General features: G+C 59.5%; 20 protein-coding genes. 7 read left to right on the top strand and 13 right to left on the bottom strand.

Going from position 1 to position 20944, the window contains the following annotated elements:
* Window positions 1-69 precede the first annotated feature (69 nt).
* Together BD293_RS06670 and BD293_RS06665 are read right to left on the bottom strand one after the other, a co-directional pair.
* A complete protein-coding gene (locus BD293_RS06670) occupies window positions 70-717 on the bottom strand; it encodes a DUF1326 domain-containing protein (RefSeq protein ID WP_246086233.1) in 648 nt (215 codons plus the stop codon).
* Entirely contained in the window at window positions 714-1490 is a 777-nt protein-coding gene (locus BD293_RS06665; RefSeq protein ID WP_142080418.1) for a DUF2182 domain-containing protein, read from the bottom strand. Before BD293_RS06665 ends, BD293_RS06670 begins: the two co-directional genes overlap by 4 nt.
* 240 nt (window positions 1491-1730) lie before the next feature.
* On the opposite strand from BD293_RS06665, the gene ndk reads away from it, so the two are divergent.
* The 6 genes from ndk to BD293_RS06635 all read left to right on the top strand — a co-directional run bounded on the left by ndk (window position 1731) and on the right by BD293_RS06635 (window position 7435).
* Window positions 1731-2153 (top strand): nucleoside-diphosphate kinase, encoded by a 423-nt coding sequence (ndk, locus tag BD293_RS06660; protein WP_142080417.1) that lies wholly within the window; start codon window positions 1731-1733, stop codon window positions 2151-2153.
* A 158-nt stretch (window positions 2154-2311) separates the two neighbouring features.
* Window positions 2312-3736 carry a 1-acyl-sn-glycerol-3-phosphate acyltransferase gene (locus BD293_RS06655; protein ID WP_142080416.1) on the top strand — a complete coding sequence of 475 codons (1425 nt, stop codon included), beginning with the start codon at window positions 2312-2314 and terminating at the stop codon, window positions 3734-3736.
* Between the two features lie 143 nt (window positions 3737-3879).
* Window positions 3880-5172, top strand: coding sequence for a crotonyl-CoA carboxylase/reductase (ccrA, locus tag BD293_RS06650; protein ID WP_142080415.1), 1293 nt, complete (start codon window positions 3880-3882; stop codon window positions 5170-5172).
* 144 nt (window positions 5173-5316) lie between these two features.
* Complete coding sequence (locus BD293_RS06645; RefSeq protein WP_142080414.1) at window positions 5317-5505, top strand: hypothetical protein; 189 nt, start codon at window positions 5317-5319, stop codon at window positions 5503-5505.
* Window positions 5506-5575: 70 nt separating this feature from the next.
* Complete coding sequence (locus BD293_RS06640) at window positions 5576-7099, top strand: ATP-dependent DNA helicase (protein ID WP_142080413.1); 1524 nt, start codon at window positions 5576-5578, stop codon at window positions 7097-7099.
* A gap of 99 nt (window positions 7100-7198) precedes the next feature.
* Window positions 7199-7435, top strand: a complete 237-nt coding sequence (locus BD293_RS06635; RefSeq protein ID WP_142080412.1) for an Lrp/AsnC ligand binding domain-containing protein — start codon at window positions 7199-7201, stop codon at window positions 7433-7435.
* Between the two features lie 34 nt (window positions 7436-7469).
* On the opposite strand, the gene BD293_RS06630 is transcribed toward BD293_RS06635, so the two are convergent.
* The 9 genes from BD293_RS06630 to BD293_RS06590 all read right to left on the bottom strand — a co-directional run bounded on the left by BD293_RS06630 (window position 7470) and on the right by BD293_RS06590 (window position 15572).
* Window positions 7470-8228, bottom strand: a complete 759-nt coding sequence (locus BD293_RS06630) for a TIGR02186 family protein (RefSeq protein WP_142080411.1) — start codon at window positions 8226-8228, stop codon at window positions 7470-7472.
* Window positions 8228-9148, bottom strand: a complete 921-nt coding sequence (locus BD293_RS06625) for a sulfite exporter TauE/SafE family protein (RefSeq protein ID WP_142080410.1) — start codon at window positions 9146-9148, stop codon at window positions 8228-8230. Before BD293_RS06625 ends, BD293_RS06630 begins: the two co-directional genes overlap by 1 nt.
* Before the next feature lie 27 nt (window positions 9149-9175).
* A complete protein-coding gene (locus BD293_RS06620; RefSeq protein ID WP_142080409.1) occupies window positions 9176-10141 on the bottom strand; it encodes an ABC transporter permease in 966 nt (321 codons plus the stop codon).
* The gene (locus tag BD293_RS06615; RefSeq protein WP_142080408.1) at window positions 10141-11235 is read right to left on the bottom strand and encodes an ABC transporter permease; all 1095 of its coding nucleotides are present in this window, start codon (window positions 11233-11235) and stop codon (window positions 10141-10143) included. The genes BD293_RS06620 and BD293_RS06615 overlap by 1 nt, the downstream gene beginning before the upstream one ends.
* On the bottom strand, window positions 11232-12797 hold the full coding sequence (locus BD293_RS06610) for an ABC transporter ATP-binding protein (RefSeq protein WP_142080407.1): 1566 nt from the start codon (window positions 12795-12797) through the stop codon (window positions 11232-11234). The genes BD293_RS06615 and BD293_RS06610 overlap by 4 nt, the downstream gene beginning before the upstream one ends.
* Window positions 12798-12804: 7 nt before the next feature.
* Window positions 12805-13794 (bottom strand): BMP family lipoprotein, encoded by a 990-nt coding sequence (locus tag BD293_RS06605; protein WP_142080406.1) that lies wholly within the window; start codon window positions 13792-13794, stop codon window positions 12805-12807.
* 161 nt (window positions 13795-13955) lie between these two features.
* A complete protein-coding gene (locus BD293_RS06600) occupies window positions 13956-14384 on the bottom strand; it encodes a GNAT family N-acetyltransferase (RefSeq protein WP_142080405.1) in 429 nt (142 codons plus the stop codon).
* A complete protein-coding gene (gene tsaB / locus BD293_RS06595; protein WP_142080404.1) occupies window positions 14381-15025 on the bottom strand; it encodes a tRNA (adenosine(37)-N6)-threonylcarbamoyltransferase complex dimerization subunit type 1 TsaB in 645 nt (214 codons plus the stop codon). The genes BD293_RS06600 and tsaB overlap by 4 nt, the downstream gene beginning before the upstream one ends.
* Window positions 15015-15572, bottom strand: a complete 558-nt coding sequence (locus BD293_RS06590; RefSeq protein WP_142080403.1) for a NifU family protein — start codon at window positions 15570-15572, stop codon at window positions 15015-15017. The genes tsaB and BD293_RS06590 overlap by 11 nt, the downstream gene beginning before the upstream one ends.
* 119 nt (window positions 15573-15691) lie before the next feature.
* Here BD293_RS06590 and BD293_RS06585 point away from each other — a divergent pair, with 119 nt between their 5' ends.
* On the top strand, window positions 15692-16738 hold the full coding sequence (locus BD293_RS06585; RefSeq protein WP_142080402.1) for a threonine aldolase family protein: 1047 nt from the start codon (window positions 15692-15694) through the stop codon (window positions 16736-16738).
* 33 nt (window positions 16739-16771) lie between these two features.
* On the opposite strand, the gene BD293_RS06580 is transcribed toward BD293_RS06585, so the two are convergent.
* Both BD293_RS06580 and BD293_RS06575 read right to left on the bottom strand, forming a co-directional pair.
* Window positions 16772-19846: an efflux RND transporter permease subunit gene (locus tag BD293_RS06580; RefSeq protein ID WP_142080401.1), complete on the bottom strand. Its 3075-nt coding sequence runs from the start codon at window positions 19844-19846 to the stop codon at window positions 16772-16774.
* The gene (locus BD293_RS06575) at window positions 19843-20940 is read right to left on the bottom strand and encodes an efflux RND transporter periplasmic adaptor subunit (RefSeq protein WP_142080400.1); all 1098 of its coding nucleotides are present in this window, start codon (window positions 20938-20940) and stop codon (window positions 19843-19845) included. Before BD293_RS06575 ends, BD293_RS06580 begins: the two co-directional genes overlap by 4 nt.
* Window positions 20941-20944: the final 4 nt, after the last annotated feature.

Raw genomic sequence — 20944 nt, 5'->3', positions numbered from 1 at the left:
ACCATCCGCCTTGAGAAAGCATTTCCACTTTCGGCAATGCCTCTCAGTGCGAATGTGCCGAATGCGCCTTTAGCGGCCCGGACCGTTCCAGTCTATCTGACATATCTCGGCAGATCGGCCATCGAAATCCCACACACGCCCGAATGCGCGCACACGGCCCTTGGTGGCGGTGGCGACGGTAATATCCGGTCCCATCCAATATTCAGTGTTGGTCACGACAATCTCGCGGTCGGGATCTGCGCCGCGCACGGGCACAACCTCGCCCTGAATTTTCTTGCCAACCATCAGGCGGCGTTTGTCGCCCTCTGTCTCATAGGAAATGGCGGCACGTTCCGCGCCAAGAAACTCGCTCACCAGCAGCCCGAACAGACCCGTTGTGCCGCGTGCGGCCCCTGAGAAAATATTGACCAACCCCTCATAGGCATCTTCGGTCGCGCGCTCGTCGATAAAGGCCGCCGCCTGCCAGTTGCCCCGCGCCATAAGGCCCGGAATTTCCAGCAACAGCCCGACATTCAGACCCGAAATATCCGTGTCGCCATAATGGCCGCTGTCGATCCGCACGCCCGCCCATGCCTGACAATACCCTTCCGTGGGCGCATGTTTGCCAAGGCTAACGACACAGGGGCAGAAAACCGTGCAATTGCAGTTCAGGATCAACTCGCCCTTGATCGCCCAAGGCACAGTGCCCACGGCTGGTTTGTCCATAGTTTCGGTCATATCCATCCTCCCAGATTGAAAATCACGACTGCCGCACTTGCCGCAAGCAGCCCATAGCCCAAGGGACGCGTCAGTACCGCGCCAATTGAAGGTAATTTCTCTAGCGCCATCAGCCCCATAGCGCCGCCCATCCACAACAGGTTCATGGTGCCGCCAACGAAAGCCAGCATCATCAACGCCCAGCAGCAGCCCAGACAAACCGCCCCCAAGCGCAGCCCCATGCGCCACGGCCCTGTTTGCCAATGCTGCATGAAGAAGGTCAGTGGATGGCGGCATTTGGCAAGACAGGCCTCTTTCAACGCAGAGAACTGGTACAGCCCCGCCGCTGCCAAAAGCGCTGCATTGAGTGCGGCATGCGTGCTTTCGCCGATGGGATTGACCAGACCTGCTGTCGCCAGCGCGATCTGCGCCAGTGTTGCCAGCACTGCAAAGCCCACCCAGACCACAAGAAACCCCGCCAGCAACAGTGCAAAGCCCGGCGCTTTGCCCGACTGCACCAAATCATGCCATGTCGCAAATGTCGGCACTACAGTTGGGGCCATCATCGCCACTGACATCAGCGCCCACATCAGAAATATACTAGGGGCCCCGGCAAGGCCCGGCTCGACTCGGCAAATCGCTTGCCAAAAATCCGCGCCATAGAAATCTGCCGCTGCGATCAGGTCTGCGGGCAATTGCATCGCGTACAGCGCGCTCCAGCACAGGGCGACCAGACTATAGAACCCCACCCAATGCGGGGTGCTTAGTCTTCGCACTGCACCTGCAAATTGCATATCGACCTGCCCGACATTTTTCTGTGGCGCGTCATGCGCCATATGTCTGACATATCAACCCGCCCGTGCGCGGACAAATACTATCTGCACAACATCTCGCCGTGTTGCGCGCCGATAGGGCAACTTATTGCAGCATGCCGCCCACTTGCTCGCGCCAGAAGGCTTCCCTCTTCCTGCGCAGCATGATAAGCCGCGCGACGACTGGGCCCGCAGCCCGGATTGACATTTCTGGAGAGTATCATGGCTATTGAACGCACGCTGTCGATCATCAAACCCGACGCGACCAACCGCAACCTGACTGGCAAGATCAATGCCAAGTTTGAGGAGGCAGGCCTGCGCATCGTTGCGCAAAAGCGCATCCATCTGACCAAAGCGCAAGCTGGCAAATTCTACGAAGTCCATGCCGAACGGCCGTTCTACGACGAACTGTGCGAATTCATGGCATCTGCTCCGGTTGTGGTGCAAGTGCTTGAGGGCGAAGGCGCTATCGCAAAGAACCGCGAAGTTATGGGCGCGACCAACCCGGCAGATGCAGCAGCCGGAACGATTCGTGCTGAGTTTGCACAATCTGTCGGTGAGAATTCGGTTCATGGCTCTGATGCGCCAGAAACCGCAGCGCAAGAGATTGCATACTACTTCTCTGGCCTTGAACTGGTCGGCTGACCACGCAGGCAAATTGCCTTGCGACAGAATCGCTGCCGCATGTAGCGACATAAGCACAAGTTAACGCTGGCCCCGGACGTAAATCCGGGGCCATCTGTTTTAGATCGAATGGTACATGTGGGATTTACCAACCCGCGCATTCCTGCAAGATTGTCGCCATGTTCCAGACTGTTACCTTGCCCATGTGGGCACTGATTCTAATACTTGGTTTTGCTGCTGTAACCTTTGCATCGCATTTCCTCTTCCCATCTGTGCGGTGGTTCTTTCGCCGCAGGATGGAACGTGCGGTCGCCAAGCTGAACACGCATTTGCAGCGCCCGATCGAGCCGTTCAAGATCATGCGCAGGCAAGATCAGGTCACGCGGCTGATCTATGACCCGCAAGTCATGGAAGCCGTCCGCGCCTATGCCCGCGACGAAGGCGTGCCGCCCAATGTCGCCTTCGAGAAAGCCCGGTCCTATGCGCGCGAAATCGTGCCCGGCTTCTCGACAGCTACCTATTTCGGCTTTGCGATCAAGCTGGCGCAACGCCTGAGCCAAGGTCTGTATCATGTCCGCATTGGGGGCGCAGACACCCCCCATATGAACGAAATCGACTCCAGCGCGGCGGTGATTTTCGTTATGAATCATCGCTCAAACCTTGATTACTTTCTGATCACATGGCTTGCGTCGAAACATTCGGCCCTGAGTTATGCTGTCGGGGAATGGGCGCGGGTCTGGCCGCTCAAGGCGCTGATCCGCGCAATGGGCGCATATTTTATTCGCCGGCGCTATTCCAACCTGCTCTACCGGGCGATCCTTGCGCGCTATGTGCAGATGTCAGTGCAACAAGGCACAACACAAGCCATTTTTCCCGAAGGTGGCCTAAGCCTGACGGGCAGTGTGGGACAGGCCAAGCGCGGCTTGCTGCATTACATCGTTCGGGGCTTCAATTTGCATGAAGGGCAGGATGTGGTTTTTGTGCCGGTTGCGTTGAATTATGACCGGGTGCTGGAAGACAGGGTTCTGATCTCGGCGGGTCAGCAAGGTATCCGGCGCTTTCCGGTGCGCGCGCGTGTGGTTCTGGGATTCACGCTGCGTATCTTGTGGCGAAAACTGCGGGGCACATTCACCCCCTTCGGATATGCCGCCATGTGTTACGGCCCCCCCCTGTCACTGCGCGAGTTTATGACCACGACGCCGGATGCCAGCACCGAAACGCTGGCAGAGGATCTGACGCAGCGTATTCGGTCTGCGGTGCCTGTGCTGCCTGTCCCCTTTGTGGCCGCAGCGATCATTCGCTGCGGCGGAACATGTACGCATGCGCAATTGCAGGCAGAATGCGCAAAGTTGCGGGCAGAATTGAATGCGCTCAGGGCATGGATTCATTTGCCAGACGGGGAAAACACTGACGCTATGTCAGACGGGCTGGCGGCGCTGAAGCTGCGCGGCATTGTTACGGTACAAGGTGCGCAGATCAGCACCAAGGCCGGCGAAGAAAGTGTTCTGGGCTTTTACGCCGCCTCGACCTTGCAACGATGCGATGCCCCTGTTGGAATCGCGACAACCCCGCATCAGACCCTGCAAGACCCGGATGCACACTAAGACATAAAGTTACAAAATTTGCTAAAATAGGGTTGCATTATTGCGCAGCCACTTTTATCCATACTGCAAGCGCGGCATGATATTCTGCAACGCAGCAAATTCACCGGGCCAAGGCCCATCAGGCATAACATATGGAGGCATACATGGCTCTGGATACTCAGGACGGCATCGCACATTACGACGCACCCGAAAAAGACCTTTACGAAATCGGTGAAATGCCGCCCCTCGGTTTTGTGCCCAAGCAGATGTATGCATGGGCCATCCGCCGCGAGCGGCACGGCACACCCGAAAAGGCGATGCAGATCGAAGTGGTCGATGTGCCCCAACTCGACAGCCATGAAGTGCTGGTTCTGGTTATGGCCGCAGGCGTCAATTACAACGGCATCTGGGCCGGTCTGGGCGAGCCGATCTCGCCTTTTGATGTACACAAAGCGCCGTTTCACATTGCCGGTTCTGATGCATCCGGCATCGTCTGGGCTGTCGGCTCTGCCGTCAAGCGCTGGAAAGTTGGCGATGAAGTCGTGATCCATTGCAATCAGGATGATGGCGATGACGAGCATTGTAATGGCGGCGACCCCATGTTCTCGCCCAGCCAGCGCATTTGGGGCTATGAAACCCCCGATGGCAGCTTTGCACAGTTCACCAATGTTCAGGCGCAGCAGCTTATGCCACGCCCCAAGCACCTGACTTGGGAAGAAGCCGCCTGCTACACGCTGACACTGGCAACCGCCTACCGCATGTTGTTCGGGCATGAACCCCACGACCTGAAACCCGGCCAAAACGTGCTGGTCTGGGGTGCATCGGGCGGCCTTGGGTCTTATGCGATCCAACTGGCCAACACTGCGGGCGCGAATGCCATCGGCGTCATCTCTGATGAAAGCAAGCGCCAGTTCGTGCTGGATCAGGGTGCAAAGGGCGTTATCAACCGCAAGGACTTCAATTGCTGGGGTCAGTTGCCCAAGGTCAACACGCCCGAATATAATGAGTGGCTGAAAGAGGCCCGCAAGTTCGGCAAGGCGATCTGGGACATTACCGGTAAAGGCGTCAATGTCGACATGGTGTTCGAGCATCCGGGCGAGGCGACCTTCCCTGTCTCGACACTGGTGGTGAAAAAGGGCGGCATGGTTGTGATCTGTGCAGGCACGTCCGGCTTCAACTGTACCTTTGACGTGCGCTATATGTGGATGCACCAGAAGCGGTTGCAGGGCAGCCATTTCGCGCATCTGAAACAAGCCTCGGCCGCCAATCAGTTGATGATCGAGCGCCGCCTTGATCCTTGCATGTCAGAGGTGTTTCCTTGGGCAGAAATCCCTGCGGCGCATGTGAAGATGTATAACAACGAACACAAGCCGGGGAACATGGCGGTGCTTGTCCAGTCGCCACGCACAGGCTTGCGCACGTTTGAAGATGCGCTTGAAGCCAGCCCGAAGCGCTAATTTTACGCAAATACTCTGCCCTCACCGCCCCGTAGCATCGCGCTGCGGGGCGGTTTTCTTCTGCGCGCAATCAAGCATTAACTGCTCGGCCTGTAGTCTGATCCTTGGCAGGTAGCGGAGCCTGCGTTGATCGAGCAGTTTCGCGTGTCACATGTCTGGTTAATCGAGTCTTTGGTAGAGCTGCGGACCTACGCAGCACAGTCCGGCCTTCCAGAACTGGCCAAGCATCTGGACGGGGCAATCCAACTGGCACATCTGGAAATCACCCTACGCGAAGGGGGCGAGGCGCCTATAGCATCCAATGGCCCAGATGTGGCCGGTTCGGACGATTGACAAACGGTTTTCTGCCGCTTGATGCTGAAATGCGCTGCACATCTGCGCCTGCATAGGCTAGGTTGCCGCCATGTCTGAAGCAATCGTGCAGTTTTCCGAAGATCAAGCCGAAGCCTGGGACCGCGTCGCCGAAGTGTTGGCAGCGGCAGGGGTGAATCTGGCTGACGGACAATGCCTTGCCCCGACGAAAGAGACGCGCGCGACCTTGGCGATTATGGGCAAGGCCGGTTCCGGCAAAACCATGCTGCTGGCCGATCTGACCCGCGCGCTGCTGGAATTGGGTGTAGAACTGGTTTCCGGCGACTATGAAGGGCGGCGCAAGCGCGAGCGGCGCAGCCTTGCAGTCCTTGCCCCAACGAACAAGGCCGCATCTGTGCTGCGCGGGCGCGGGGTTGCCGCGACCACCATCCACCGCATTTTGTACACCCCTGTCTATGACCCCGAATATGAACGCATCGCGGAATGGCTGACCGGCAACCTGCCCCGCCCCACAATCGAAGGGCTGAATGATACAGCGCTGGACCGCGCCCACGCATTCTATGCACAGGTCAAATCCATTCCCGGCGCATTGGCTGCCGCGGGCCTGCGCGGGTCGGACTTCATTACCGGCTGGAAACGGCGCGAAGAACCGCTTGATATCGGTTTTGTCGATGAAAGCTCGATGCTGGATGCGCGCCAGTTGGAAGACCTACAAGAACTGTTTTCAACCCTGATCCTGTTTGGTGACCCGGCGCAGCTTGCCCCTGTGGGCCAATCGGGGGAAATGGTGTTCGACAAATTGCCCGCCCCCGCACAACTGCGCCTGTCACGCATTCACCGCCAGGCACAAGACAACCCGATTCTGGATCTGGCCCATGCGCTGGCCGACCCGGATATGGGATTCGAGGAATTCGAGAGCAAGATTCAGAATGCCGCGCGTCAGGATGAACGCGTACAACTGGCAGAGCGTGTGAACAGCGATCTTATGGCACGCTCGCCTGTGTTGGTGTGGCGCAATGCCACCCGCCTGCGCCTGATCAACGCCTTTCGCAGCGCGCATGGCGCACCCGAAACCGAGTTGATCGCCGGAGAGCCGCTTATCTGCGACGGGTTGGAGTTGCCGCTCAAGCACCGCAAGAAACGCATTGATCTGGAAGCGCGCGGGCTGATCAAGGGTGCGCAAGTGGTCTTTCTTGGCCCCGGTCGCAAACCCGGCTTTTCGCGCCTGCATATTTTTGGCGCGGAAGAGCCGCAGATTTCTGTCGCATCCATCATCAAGATCGAGACGGACCCCGAAGAAGAACCCTTTATCCCCTATGCCGCCACGATGGGTGCTGCCTTTGTGCATGGCGCGGCTGTCACGATTCACAAGGCGCAAGGGTCACAATGGCCCGATGTGCAGGTATTTGCACCTGATCTGTACGCCGCCGCCCGCGCTGGCCGATCAGAGGCGGGCATCCCCCTGTGGAAGCGTCTGGCCTATGTCGCCATCACCCGAGCAGAACACAGGCTGCATTGGGTTATTCGCAACCGCCTCGCGCGCCCGCAAACGCCGCTTTCAACGGATGATCTGGGCGCCCCCCCTGCCCCTTTGGCGCTCGCCTCGGAGAGCTGACATTTCCTGTATCCGCGCAAAGCGTCAAGGCTTGCCATATGCGCCGCGTTGCTTCAACACATAGGCCAAGCTAAGTTTGCCACGTGACAGGAGAGTTTGATGCGCTGCGTTTTCGTCCAGTTCCGCTGCCAGCCCGGCAAGACCTATGAGGTCGCCGATGCAATCTATGACCGCGAGGTCGTCTCGGAGTTGTATTCAACCTCTGGCGAATTTGATCTGATTGCGAAGGTCTATATCCCCGAAGACGAAGATGTAGGCCATTACCTGACCAATCGGCTGTTCGACATAGCGGGCATCAGCCGCACCGTCACAACGATGACATTCCGCGCCTTTTGACGCAGGGTTGCTCTGCCGGTGCTGCTCGGCCAGATCAACTGCGCAGGAACCGGAATAAAGCCGATGCGCCCCAGCCGAAAAATACCGCCAGAAACAGCGCCAGCAATCCGTATAGAAACGGCTGGTCATAGGCCAGATTGGTCAGCCAACGTTCCAGAACGGCCTTGCGCACATCGATGAATGTCTCGAATTCGTCAATGACATCGCCATCGCGCAGCAGGAATATCCGCGCAGCATAAGACCCTTCGACGATGGTCTTGGGCAAGGTCAGGCGCGTGCTGAACAATGTGTCGCGTTGCAGATCGACCGTGCTTTCGCGTTGCTGATACAGCCCTTCGGCTTCGCGTATGCGGATCAGCGCTTCGGTGAATGCGGCGGGGTCGGTGCGGTCCACACCGCTGCGCGCCTCGAATATCGCAAGGCGGGTTGAAATCCGATGTGTCAGATCGGCATCTGCGGATAGAATTTCACTCAGCGGGCCTGTCGTTGCAACAGCATAGAAGCTGGGTGCGGCGCGCACCTCTTGGCCTTCGGTATTCACCCATATGCCCGCACGCCGCGCCTTGCGCCAGATGGTTGCCTGCTGGGGTGGCCCTTCGATTGCGACGATGACATCCAGCGCGGAATCCTCTGGCAGCGCCATTTCGCGCCGCACGGCCCCAAAAATCAGAATCTCAGAGCCTTCGAAATTTACCGTAAGGGACACACGGTTCTGACTGAGGCCGACAATCACCTCCTCTGCGCGCAAGGGCAGCGCACTCAGAAACAGGAAAAGTGCCAGCACCACACGCATCAGAACCGCCCCTTGACGCTGATCGAGTAAAACTCTGACGGTGTCCAAAGCAGGTCGAACGCAATTTTTCCGCAGACAGCCAGCACCAATAGTGCCAGCAAAATGCGCAACTGCTCGGCAGGCAACTTCAGGCCGATCCGCGTGCCAACCTGCGCGCCGATCACCCCGCCAAGGATCAGAAAGATCGCCAGCATCACATCAACGCTTTGGTTGGTGACAGCGTGCATCATCGTGGTAAAGGCCGCCACGAATGTCACCTGAAACAAGGATGTGCCGATCACCACCTTGGTGGGCATACCCAGCAGGTAGATCATCGCAGGCACCAGCACGAACCCGCCCCCAACGCCCATGATCGCAGCAAGAATACCAACCCCGACCCCGACAAGAAGTGGCGGAAACACCGAGATATACAGCCCCGACGTACGAAACTTCATCTTCATGGGCAGGTTATGCACCCAGATATGCGTATGCAGCTTTCGTCGTGCCGCATTCGGGTTCTTGGAGCGCAGAAGCGCGCGCAGGCTTTCTTGCAGCATCAGCGCGCCGATGATGCCAAGGAAAATGACATAAGACAGCTGCACGATCAGGTCGATCTGGCCCAGCCTGCTCATCAAGTTGAAAAACCATATCCCGACAAGCGAGCCGATCAGCCCCCCGATCAACAGCACAGTGCCCATGCGCAGATCAACAGTCTTGCGCTTGAGATGCGCCAGCACGCCAGAGATAGACGAGGCGACAACCTGATTGACACCGGTCGCCACTGCAACCGCAGGCGGCACGCCGATGAAAAACAAAAGCGGCGTGATCAGAAATCCGCCCCCCACGCCGAACATGCCAGACAACACACCAACACCGCCGCCGACACCCAGCAGGGTGAAGGCGTTTACGGATGTCTCGGCGATGGGCAGATAGATCTGCATGCCTGTCTCAAGGCCAATTGGGGCCGGTTAGTGTTCCTTGACGTATGCAGCGCCACCGGCGCGCGGCGGGATCGCCCTGCCCACGAACCCTGCCAGAATGACAACGGTCAGGATATAGGGCAAGGCCTGCATGGCCTGCACAGGCAAATTGAACCCAAAAATGTCGATGTTTTGAAACCTGTTGGCCACAGCTTCCAGCAATCCGAACAAAAACACCGCGCCCAAGGCGTGCCACGGTCGCCATTTGGCGAAAATCATCGCCGCAAGCGCGATGAACCCGCGCCCTGCCGTCATGTCCTTGACGAATCCTGCCGACAGGCCCGTGGACAGATATGCCCCCGCCAATCCGCATAACACACCACAGATCGCCACCGCCCCGCAGCGCAACGCCACAACGGAAACGCCTGCTGTGTCCACCGCCGCCGGGTTTTCACCCACCGCGCGCAGACGCAACCCGAAGCGCGTGCGAAACAGCATGTACCATGTCAGCGGCACGCAGAGCAGCGCGACATAGACGAGCAACGCATGGCCTGACAGAATGCCGTGATAGATCGGCCCGATCACCGGTACGTCGCGCAGCGCGTTTGCAAAGGGCAGATCAATCCGCGCCATGCGCGCATCACCTGAAAGCGAGGGGGTACGTCCGCCTTGGCGAAACCAGTTTTGGGCGATGACCACCGTAATGCCTGCCGCGAGAAAATTGATCGCTACACCAGAGATCAACTGGTTGCCCCGAAATGTGATCGAGGCCAGCCCATGGATCAGCGCCATTGCGACCGATACCCCAACGGCGGCCACAACCCCGATCCAGACATTGCCCGAGACATAGGAAATCGCAGCCGCCATAAAGGCCGCCGCCAGCATCTTGCCTTCCAGCCCGATGTCAAAGACACCCGCGCGCTCGGATATCAGCCCGGCAAGGCAGGCAAACAGTAAGGGCGTTGCCAGACGCATGGTCGAGTCCAGAACCTGTACCAATACCATCAGGTCCATCACCGTGCCCCCCGCAACGCGAACAGCCGCGCAATCGGAATGCGCACCATATTATCAAGCGCGCCTGTGAACAGGATCACAAGCGCCTGAATCACAACGATCAATTCACGCGGAATTCCTGTCCAAAGGGCCAGCTCTGCGCCGCCCTGATACAGAAACCCGAACAAAACCGCCGCCAGAAACACACCCAAAGGGTGATTCCGGCCCATCAGCGCGACGGCAATCCCGATAAAGCCTGCGCCTTCCACCGCGTTCAGGACCAGTCGCTGCTGTTCGCCCATCACCGAATTGACCGCCATCAACCCCGCCAGCCCGCCGGAAATCAGCATAACATAAATCGTGATCCGTACCGGGCTGATACCGGCATATTCCGCCGCAGGCTCGGATTCGCCAAAGGCACGGATCTGATAGCCCAACCGCGTGCGCCACAGCATGAACCAGACCGCGAAACACATCGCCACCGCGATCAGCAGCGAGATATTCACCGGCGGCACCGTCGAAAACGGAATCCCGAATACGCCAAGTATTTCATGCAGTTTCGGCAACGCCGTGTCAGAAGGAAACCGCGGCGATGACGGGTCTTGCGAGCCTTGCTGGCGCAGGACATTGACCAGCACATAGCCCAAAAGCGAGGCCGCAATGAAATTGAACATGATCGTGGTAATCACGATATGGCTGCCGCGCCGCGCTTGCAGATAGCCCGGAATAAGCGCCCAGCCTGCCCCGAACACCGCCGCGCCAAGGCTGGCCGCGATCAGTGCCAGCGACCAATGCGGCCACGGGATATACAGACAGACCAGCGCGACCCCAAGGCCCCCAACAAGCGCCTGCCCCTCGCCGCCGATATTGAACAGCCGCGCCTGAAACGCCACAGCCACCGCCAACCCGGTAAAGATGAAATTCGTGGCGTAATAGAGCGTGTAACCCCAGCCGTAACTGGACCCGAACGCCCCTTCGACCATCAGCTTCAACGCGCCCCACGGGCTTTCGCCAATCGCCCAGATCAGGATACCCGAAATGATAAACGCAAGCACCACCGAGGTAAGCGGCACAAGTGTCACATCGGCCCAATGCGGAATGCGCCCCCTGCTCATGCCATGCCCGCCATCATCAGCCCCAGTTCCTGCGCGTTCGTCTGGTCTGGCAGCCGCTCGCCCATGATCCGCCCGTCGAACATCACAATGATCCTGTCAGACAGGGACAGGATTTCATCCAGTTCGACCGAGACAAGCAAGATCGCGGCCCCGGCGTCGCGCAGACGGATCAGTCTTTGGTGAATAAACTCGATTGCGCCAATATCGACCCCGCGTGTGGGCTGGCCCACCAACAGCAGATCCGGCTCATGCTCGATCTCGCGGGCAAGGACGATTTTTTGCTGGTTGCCGCCCGAAAACCCGCTGGCTTTCAGTTGCGGGTCAGGCGGGCGCACGTCAAAGGCAGCCATCTTGGCTTCGGTTTCTCGGATAATGGCGGGATTGTCCATTTTCCAAGGTGTCGGATTATAGGCCGGGTCATGGTGATAGCCGAGGGCCGTGTTTTCCCATGCGTGAAAATTGAGCACCAGCCCGCGCCTGTGGCGGTCCTCTGGGACATGGGCAATCCGGACTGCGCGCCGCGCCTGCGCATCGCATTTCGACCCTGAAAGCGGAAGCTCGGCGCCTTTTAGCCATGCCTGACCTGTTGCGGGGCGCAGGCCGGCGAGCACCTCCAGCAATTCCGACTGGCCATTGCCAGCGACGCCCGCAATGCCCACAATCTCGCCTGCGCGCAGCGAAAAACCGATGCTGCGCAGCCGCTCGACGCCTTGTGCATCGACCAGCCGCAGATCTTCGACGCGCAGCACTTCATCACCGGGATTGGCGGGCATTTTCTCAACCCGCAACAACACCTTACGCCCCACCATTAACTCAGCCAGTTCAGTTGGGCTTGTTTCAGACGTGGTGCGCGTGGCGACCATCTCACCGCGCCGCATTACACTAACTTCGTCCGTTACATCCATGATTTCACGTAATTTATGCGTAATCAGGATGATCGTCTTGCCCTGTTCTTTCAATCCGCGCAGAATGCGGAACAGGTGGTCAGCCTCGGACGGGGTCAGCACGCCAGTCGGCTCGTCCAGAATAAGAATATCCGCCTCTCGATACAGGGCTTTCAGGATTTCAACACGTTGCTGGTGGCCGACAGACAGGTTCTCGATCAGGGCGTCGGGGTCGACATTCAACTCAAACTCGCGCGCCAGATCTTTCAGCAACCCGCGCGCTTTGGCCAATGAAGGGCGCAAAAGCGCGCCAGCTTCGGCACCCAGAATGACATTCTCCAGCACCGTAAAATTCTCGACCAGTTTGAAATGCTGAAACACCATACCAACGCCTGCGCAAATAGCGGACAGGCTATCTGGAATTTCAGTATGTTGGCCATTGATAAAGATTTCGCCAGAATCGGCGCGATAAAACCCATACAAGATAGACATGAGCGTCGATTTACCCGCGCCATTCTCGCCCACGATGCCGTGGATCGTGCCACGGCGCACTCGGATCGAGATGTCTTTGTTGGCCTGAACCGGCCCAAATGCCTTGCTTATTCCCCGCAACTCAATCGCGAGCGGGCTGGATGCGGCAGTGTCCTGCCGCATCATTTCTGTCTGTGACTGGGCCATGCCTGTATCAGAATGCCGGGCAGACGCTGTCCACGCGGTAATCATGCACGACCAATTCGCCAGTGCTGATGGCCGCTTTCGCAGCCTCGACCATTTCCTGCATCTGATCGCTGATCAGATCGGCGTTATGCTCGTCCATTGCATATCCCACACCGCCAGCGGCCAGATCCATCTGGACGACGCCCGCTTCCAGACCGGGACCATCGGTGAACGCATCATAAACCGCCTGATCCACCAGTTTCAGCATTGAGGTCAGAACCGAGCCGGGGTGCAGATGGTTCTGGTTGGAATCGACACCGATGGAAAACACGCCCGCATCCTCGGCGGCTTGCAGTACGCCAAGGCCCGTTCCGCCCGCTGCTGCAAACACCACATCAGAGTTCTGCGAAATCTGCGCGCGGGCAATTTCTCCGCCCCGCACCGGATCATTCCAAGCGGCAGGCGTGTCGCCTGTATAGTTGACGATCACATTGATGTCGGGGTTAACGGCCTTGGCCCCTTGCGCATAGCCACATGCAAAGGACGCAATCAGCGGAATTTCCATGCCGCCAACGAAACTGATGGTGCCCGTCTCATTCGCCATCGCCGCCAGCATACCGACCAGATAGCTGCCCTCATGCTCGGCGAAGATGACCGAGCGCACATTGGGCAGGTCCACCACAGCGTCGATCAGCACAAAGGATGTGTCGGGATAATCGGGTGCGACCTCTTCCAAGGTGGGTGCGTTCTGAAAGCCCATGACAACCACGGGGTTAGAGCCTGCCTCGGCCAGACGACGGGCAAATTGCACACGCTGTGCGGCGGCCTGCATCTCGATCTCGCGGTAGGTGCCACCTGTTTCCGCGCGCCAACGCTCGGCCCCGTTATAGGCGGCCTCGTTGAAGGATTTGTCGAATTTCCCGCCAAGATCGAACATCAACGCGGGGTCAGCCTGCGCCATGCCTGCGGTCAGCGCCAGCACAGACGCGGCACCTGTGAAAGTCGAAATACGAATCATTATCTATCTCCTGTTGTGCCCCTGCTCAGACTGCGTTGTGCTTGGGGGCGATTTTGGGGCCGCAAAACTGCCGCTACTACAGCCGATTAACGCTGCAATGCGTTGAGTGGTCAACACCTAAATCAACGCGCACAACCCAACCCGACCAAAGCAGCAATCCCTCAGTCAAGAATTGCACGAAACACAAGCGCATCGACCGGCGCACGGCCCGAAATGCGGTAATAGGCTTTGCGCAAACCAACCTGCGCGAAGCCCGAAGTCTGATAGAGTAGAATCGCTGCATCGTTGCTGGCGGCCACTTCCAGAAAACACTGTGCAGCGCCGAGGCTGCGCGCGCGTGCAAGCCCGTCGTGCAACAGCTTGCGCGCAAGCCCTTGGCGACGCGCGGTCGGGGCCGTGGCCAGTGTCAGAAGCTCCGCCTCATCCGCTGCAACACGAAACAGCGCAAATGCGGCAAGCTGGGTATTGTTGCGGCTACTCAGCACGAAACACCCCGGATCATTCAGAAATACCGCGAAATCAGAGGCATTCCATGCGGGCGGCAAAGTGAAGGATTCGGCATGCAGCCGCGCCATCTCCTCGGGCGTCATGGCAGAATCGTTAAAGGCAGATCAGACGAAGGGGCGGCGTCCGCAGCGCGGATATAGAGCGGTGCAGGACGCGGTTGAGGGGTGCCTAACTTGCGGGCGGCCACGCGTGCGATGGCTTCGGCCAGCGGAAAACGCGGCTCTCGCGCAGACAGGTTCGACCCCGCCGCCACCTCAGCCGCGAGAGTGCCGACAACTGCGGCCCCATTGGTGAAGCTCAGATCCGCGCGCTGTATCAGAAAGGGGTCGGCATCGGTGTCGTTGAACGCCTGCACATACACATCGCCCCGGCGCGCATCCTCAACCACATAGAGCGGGCGTGGCAGCCCTTCGGCGCGGGCCTCGAAAATCGACACGCCAATCGCGGGCAAACCCAACCCCAAGGCAAGCCCCCGCGCGGCAGAAACCCCGATGCGGATGCCGGTGAAATTGCCCGGCCCGACACCTACCGCCAACGCATCAAGATCGCGCCACTCCATACCGGCGCTGTGCAGCACCTGGTTCAGCAAGGGGATCAGGCGTTCGGCTTGTCCCTTTGCCATATTTTCGTGCGTATGGGCCAGTATCTGCCCCCCCGACAATAAAGCGGCCGCGCAATGCGCGGCCGACGTGTCGAAGGCCAGAATGCAGGGGTCAGACGGCAACGGGTCGAACCTCGGTCACTTCGGGAATGTAGTGGCGCAGCAGATTCTCGATACCCATCTTCAGCGTCAGGGTCGATGAGGGGCAACCCGCGCAGGCCCCTTTCATATGCAGATAGACGACGCCACGTTCAAACCCGTGAAACGTGATATCGCCCCCGTCCTGTGCCACAGCGGGGCGCACACGGCTGTCCAGCAATTCCTTGATCTGACCCACGATTTCAGAATCGGGGCCGTCATGTGCGGCGTGGCTGGCCGCGGCTTCGCCTTCCATGACAGCGGCACCCGACTGGAAATGCTCCATGATGGCACCCAGAACCTCGGGCTTGATATGCTGCCACTCGACACTCTCTGCCTTGGTGACCGTGATGAAATCACTGCCCAGAAACACGCCTGTCACGCCTGACACCTGAAACAGGCGTTGGGCAAGTGGCGATGGGGCAGCCGCTTCGGCATTCGGGAAATCGGCAGTGCCAAGCCCCAACACTTCCTGACCGGGCAGGAATTTCAGCGTGGCCGGGTTGGGGGTAGATTCAGTTTGGATGAACATTATGCGCGCCTCCTGTTCGTTACAGGGGATATGCGCCTTGACCTGTAATCTGTCAAGGCAAGCGCCTTGACACGGCCCGCACTTGACCGCAGCTTTGCGCCCTATCCTACGGAGGGATCATGTATTTCGCATCAGACAACACCTCGGGAATGCCCGAGCGCATCATCGACGCGATTGCGCGCGCGAATGCCGGCTATGCACCGGGATATGGCACCGACCCCCTGATGGCAGAGGTTCGCGCCCAAATCCGCACGTTCTTTGAGGCACCAGAGGCAGAGGTCTTTCTTGTAACCACCGGTTCTGCCGCGAACGCACTGGCTTTGGCCAGTTATTGCCCACCTTGGGGCGCGGTCTATTGCCATGCGCTGGCCCATATCGAAGTCGATGAATGCGGCGCGCCGGAATTCTACACAGGGGGCGCAAAACTGACGCATGTGGCGGGCGAGAACGGCAAGATGGCCCCGGACGCGCTGCGCGATACGCTGGCGCGCGCGGGACGCGGTGTTGTGCATAATGTGCAGCCCGGCATCCTGAGCCTGACCAACCTGACCGAATGCGGCACGCGCTACACCCCGGACGAGATTGCCGCAGTGTCGGCCATAGCAAAGGCGCACGGCCTGCCTGTGCATCTGGACGGCGCGCGCTTTGCCAATGCGCTGGCGGCCGAAGGGTGTAGCCCCGCCGAGATGAGCTGGCGCGCGAGCGTAGATGTGCTGTCGCTTGGCGGCACAAAGAATGGGCTGATGGGCGTGGAAGCAGTGGTTATGTTCGACCCTGCGCGCGCGTGGGAGTTTCAATTGCGGCGCAAACGTGGGGGGCATCTGTGGTCAAAGCACCGGTATCTGTCGGCGCAAATGGCGGCTTGGCTGCAAGACGGGTTGTGGCTGGAGCTGGCCACGCAAGCAAATGCAATGGCGGCGATGCTGGAGGCCGGCTTGGCAGGGCGGGCAGAGCTGTTGTTTCCGCGCGGCGGCAATATGCTGTTTGCCCGCTGGCCCCGCGCCACACACCAACAGATGCAGCAGGCAGGCGCGCAATATTTCCTGTGGCCCGACACCGAGACCCTCGATGGCCCCGACGACGCCCCTGTCAGTGCGCGGATGGTCTGTTCGTGGAACACCACAGACGCACAGGTGGAGCAGTTTCTTGGGCTGATGGCTGGATAAGCGACCGCTGGCCTTTGTGCCAGCGCTCCCCCCTCACTTAACCGCCACAGTGCCCGCCTGCCTCTCGGGATCAGTGGCAATCTCTTTCTTCGAGATCAGCACATAGAAAGTTGGCACAACGATCAGCGTAAATATCGTGCCAACGGTGATGCCCGAGAAAATCACCAGACCCATAGCGAACCGTGCTGCGGACCCCGCACCATCGGCCAGCATCAGGGGCACCACCCCCAATGCAGTGGCGGCTGTTGTCATCAGGATCGGACGCAGGCGCAGCCGGGCCGATTCAACGATGGCGGCGCTGCGGTCCAGCATCTTTGTGACGCGCAACTGATTGGCAAACTCGACCAGCAAGATACCGTGTTTGGTAATCAACCCGATCAGCGTAATCAGGCCCACCTGCGTATAGATGTTCAGCGTGCCCAGCCCAAGGTTCAGCGGCACAATCACCCCGAAGATCGACAGCGGCACCGACATCAGCACGATGAACGGGTCGCGCAAGCTTTCGAACTGGGCGGCCAGCACCAGATAAATCACCACAATCGCCAGCGCAAAGGCTATGGCAACCGTGTTGCCCTCGGCCATTTCCAGCCGCGACTGGCCCTCATAATCAAGGAAGAACCCGTCGGGCAATTCGGCCTGCGCAATCTCTTCCAGCGCGGCCAGCCCGTCACCGGTCGAGGTGCCGATCATCGGCAGTGCGGTCAGCGTGGCAGAGTTAAGCTGGTTAAATTGCTCGATGGATTGCGGGGCAACTGCGGTTGAAATATCAGCGACAGCAGACAGCGGCACCAACTCGCCCGAGCGCGCGCGCAGGTATATGTCGCCCAACCGTTCGGGGTTGTCGCGGTATTCCTGCGGCACCTGCATGATTACATCATAGCTTTGGCTGTCGCGGTCGAATTGCGCCGTGGCCCCGTCGCCCACAAGCAGGCTGAGGGTCTGGCCAATCTGGCTGGCGGGCAGGTTCAGTGCGGCCACGCGGTCACGGTCAATCGTGACGACAACCTGCGTGGTGTCAAAGGACATGGAGTTCTGGACGACAAGAAACCGCCCCGACGCCTCGGCCTGTTGGCGGATGCGGTCTGCGACCTCATACACCTCTGACGGATCACCCGTGGACTGGATCACCAACCCGATGGGCAGCCCGCCGCCCGCGCCCGGCAAGGATGGCGGCGCAAAGACGAAGGCCTGCACACCCGCAATGGGCGCGATGCGCGCTTGCAGGTCTTGTTGTATGTCCGCCTGACTGCGGTCGCGGTCGGCCCAATCCTCGAACGCCCATAGCATGATGCCGGAATTGGTCTGCCCGCCAAACCCCACAATCGAGAAATTCGCGGCCAGTTCTGGCAAGTCGGCAGTGCGTTCGCGCATCTGGCTGACGTAATGGCTGGTATAGTCGATGGTGGCGTAAGACGGTGCGTTGATGAAGGAAAACAGCGCGCCCGAATCCTCTTCCGGGGCCAGTTCGGACGAGGTGTTGAGAAACAAAAACCCCGTCAGCCCGGTCAGAACGACAACCGCCATCACCGTGACCGGCACAAAGCGCAGTGTCCCTTCAAGGCGGCGCACATACCACCCTTCCAACCAGGTAAACGCCCCGTTCAGCGACCGTTGAAAGCGGTTCTCGCCTCCGCCCGGACGCAGCACCCTTGCTGCCATCATCGGCGAGATGGTCAGCGCCACAACGCCCGAGATAAAGACAGCCCCCGCCAATGCTGCCGCAAATTCACGAAACAGCGCGCCGGTCAGCCCGCCAATGAAGAACAGCGGCAGGAACACGGCAAATAGTGTGGTCAGCATGGCAATGATCGCCACGGACAACTCGCGCATCGCGGTAAAGGCCGCCTCCATCGGGGCCTGCCCCTCGTCGATATGGCGCTGCACGTTTTCAACCACGATAATCGCATCATCCACCACCAGACCGATGGCCAGCACCAGCGCCAGAAGTGTCAGCAGATTGATCGAGTAGCCCATCACGAACAGGATAAACAGAGTGCCCACCAACGACAGCGGAATCGCCACAAGCGGGACCGACACAGATCGGGTCGAGCCTAGAAACAAAAGGATGATCAGGGCCACAATGGCGGTGGCCTGAACGATGGTCAGCAGCACCTCGTTGATAGAGGCCGCGATCTGCTCGGTCGCGTCATACATCAACTCCATTGTCATGCCGTCGGGCAAGCTGGCCTGCAAGGCGGGCAGCTCCTCCAGCACAGCGGCAGACACATCCAGCGGGTTGGAACCGGGGCTGGGGAACACACCGATAAACGTGCCCGCCACGCCGTCGAAACTGACCACCATATCGGTTGAGGCCGCCGCCAACTCTACCCGCGCGACATCGCTCAGGCGGACAACTTCGGTGCCTGACCCCGCCACGGGCAGGTTGCCGAACGCCTCGGGCGTTTGCAGGGTCGAGTCCATTGTGATCGCATAGCCGACCAGTTCATTGCGCGTCCGGCCCGGTGCGGCCAGAAAATTGGCGTCATTTATCGCCTGTGTGACTTCGCCTGCTGTCAGCCCCTGCCCCGCCAGTCGCACCGGGTCAATCCAGACGCGCATGGCGTAATTCGCCGCCCCCATGACCTGACTTTCGGCCACGCCCTCAATCGTGGACATGCGCGGCACGATCACGCGCTCGATATACTCGGTCACCTGCTCGGATGTCATCGCAGGGTTCTGCACCGCCAGATACATGGTTGCGAAGGTCTGGCCGGTGCCCTTGACGATGCTGGGGTCTTGCGCATCCGATGGCAGGCGCGCGCGCACTTCCTGCACCTTGGACATGACTTCGGTCAGGGCAACATCAGGGTCTTGCCCCAGCCGCATCTGCACTGTCACCACCGAGGCAGAGGGGCGCGACTGGCTGGTGATGTAATCCACCCCTTCAGCCGAGGCGACAGCCGCCGAGATGGGTGCCGTGACAAAGCCTTGGATCAGGTCTGCCGATGCGCCGGGATAGACCGTTGCGACAGTAATCACCGTCTCGTCAACTTGTGGATACTGGCGGGTTTGCAGGCCAAAGACGCCCATCAAACCGACAAGCATAATCATGATGCCCAGAACGCTGGACCCGATAGGACGTTTGATAAACGGTGCAGACAGGTTCATCGCGCGGCCCCCGGTGCCTGCGTGTCGGACAGTGTTACCGGCGCGCGGTTCGACAGGCGGTTCTGGCCGGACGAAACCACCCGCTCACCCGCCTCCAGCCCCTCGACAACCTCGATCTGTCCATTGTCGCGCCGCCCCAAGCTGACGAAAACCTGACGCGCTTCGAGTGTGTCAGGATCATCTTCGCGTTCGCGCACGGCATAGACAAAATCACCGTACAGGCTGATGGTAATGGCCGTTTGCGGCAGGGTGATAACGCCGTCTTCTTCGGGCAGGTCGACGCGCAGGCGGGCAAACTGGCCCGGCGTGAGCGCGCGGTCAGGATTGTCGACACTGCCGCGCACCGCAACCATGCGCGAGCCGGGATCTACGCGCGGATCAACGCCCGTGATCTCGCCTTCAAACTCGCGCGTATCGCCATCAATGCGCATATGCAGCCGCTGACCGATGAACAGCGATGGCAAGGCCTGTTCCGGCAGGCTGAAATCCACCCGCATCGTGTCCAGATCCTGCAATGTCGCAACCGTCGCTCCGGGCGAGACATAGGCACCCTGATCCACGCGTGGCAGGCCAATGGTGCCATTGAAAGGTGCGATCAGGCGGCGCTGCGCAATCACCGCCTCGCCGCGCGCGACTTGGGCTGTGGCCGCGTCAAAGGCCGCGCGCGTCTGGTCAAGCCGCGCCTCGCTGGCAACACCACGGCTTTGCGATTCCTGCTCTCTGGCAAGTGTCGCGCGCTCCAAGTTCAACTGGCTGCGCGCGGCGGTCAGATCGGCCTGCTGCACTTCGTCATCAAGTTGCAGCAGCGTCTGCCCAGCCTCAACGTCGGCATTGGCCGCGAACGCAATTTCGCGCACGATGCCAGCGGCCTCAACTGTCAGCTCGACGCCTTGGGCCGCGTTCACTGTGCCAATGGCGGACAGCGAGGGCTGCCATGTCACGGCCTCTGCCGTCACTGTTTCGACCGGCAAGGGGTCGATGGGCCTGTCTGCCAAAAACTGTTGGATCATCTGGTCACGGAACATATTGAAGCCGACCAGCCCCCCGCCGATCAGCGCGAGTAGGACTATTGCGATAGCGAAGCGCTTTTTCATTCGA

Source organism: Roseinatronobacter monicus (assembly GCF_006716865.1).
In the GTDB taxonomy this organism is placed as follows: domain Bacteria; phylum Pseudomonadota; class Alphaproteobacteria; order Rhodobacterales; family Rhodobacteraceae; genus Roseinatronobacter; species Roseinatronobacter monicus.
Note: the sequence above shows the minus strand (reverse complement) of the source record. Positions and strands in the feature narration are given on the sequence as shown.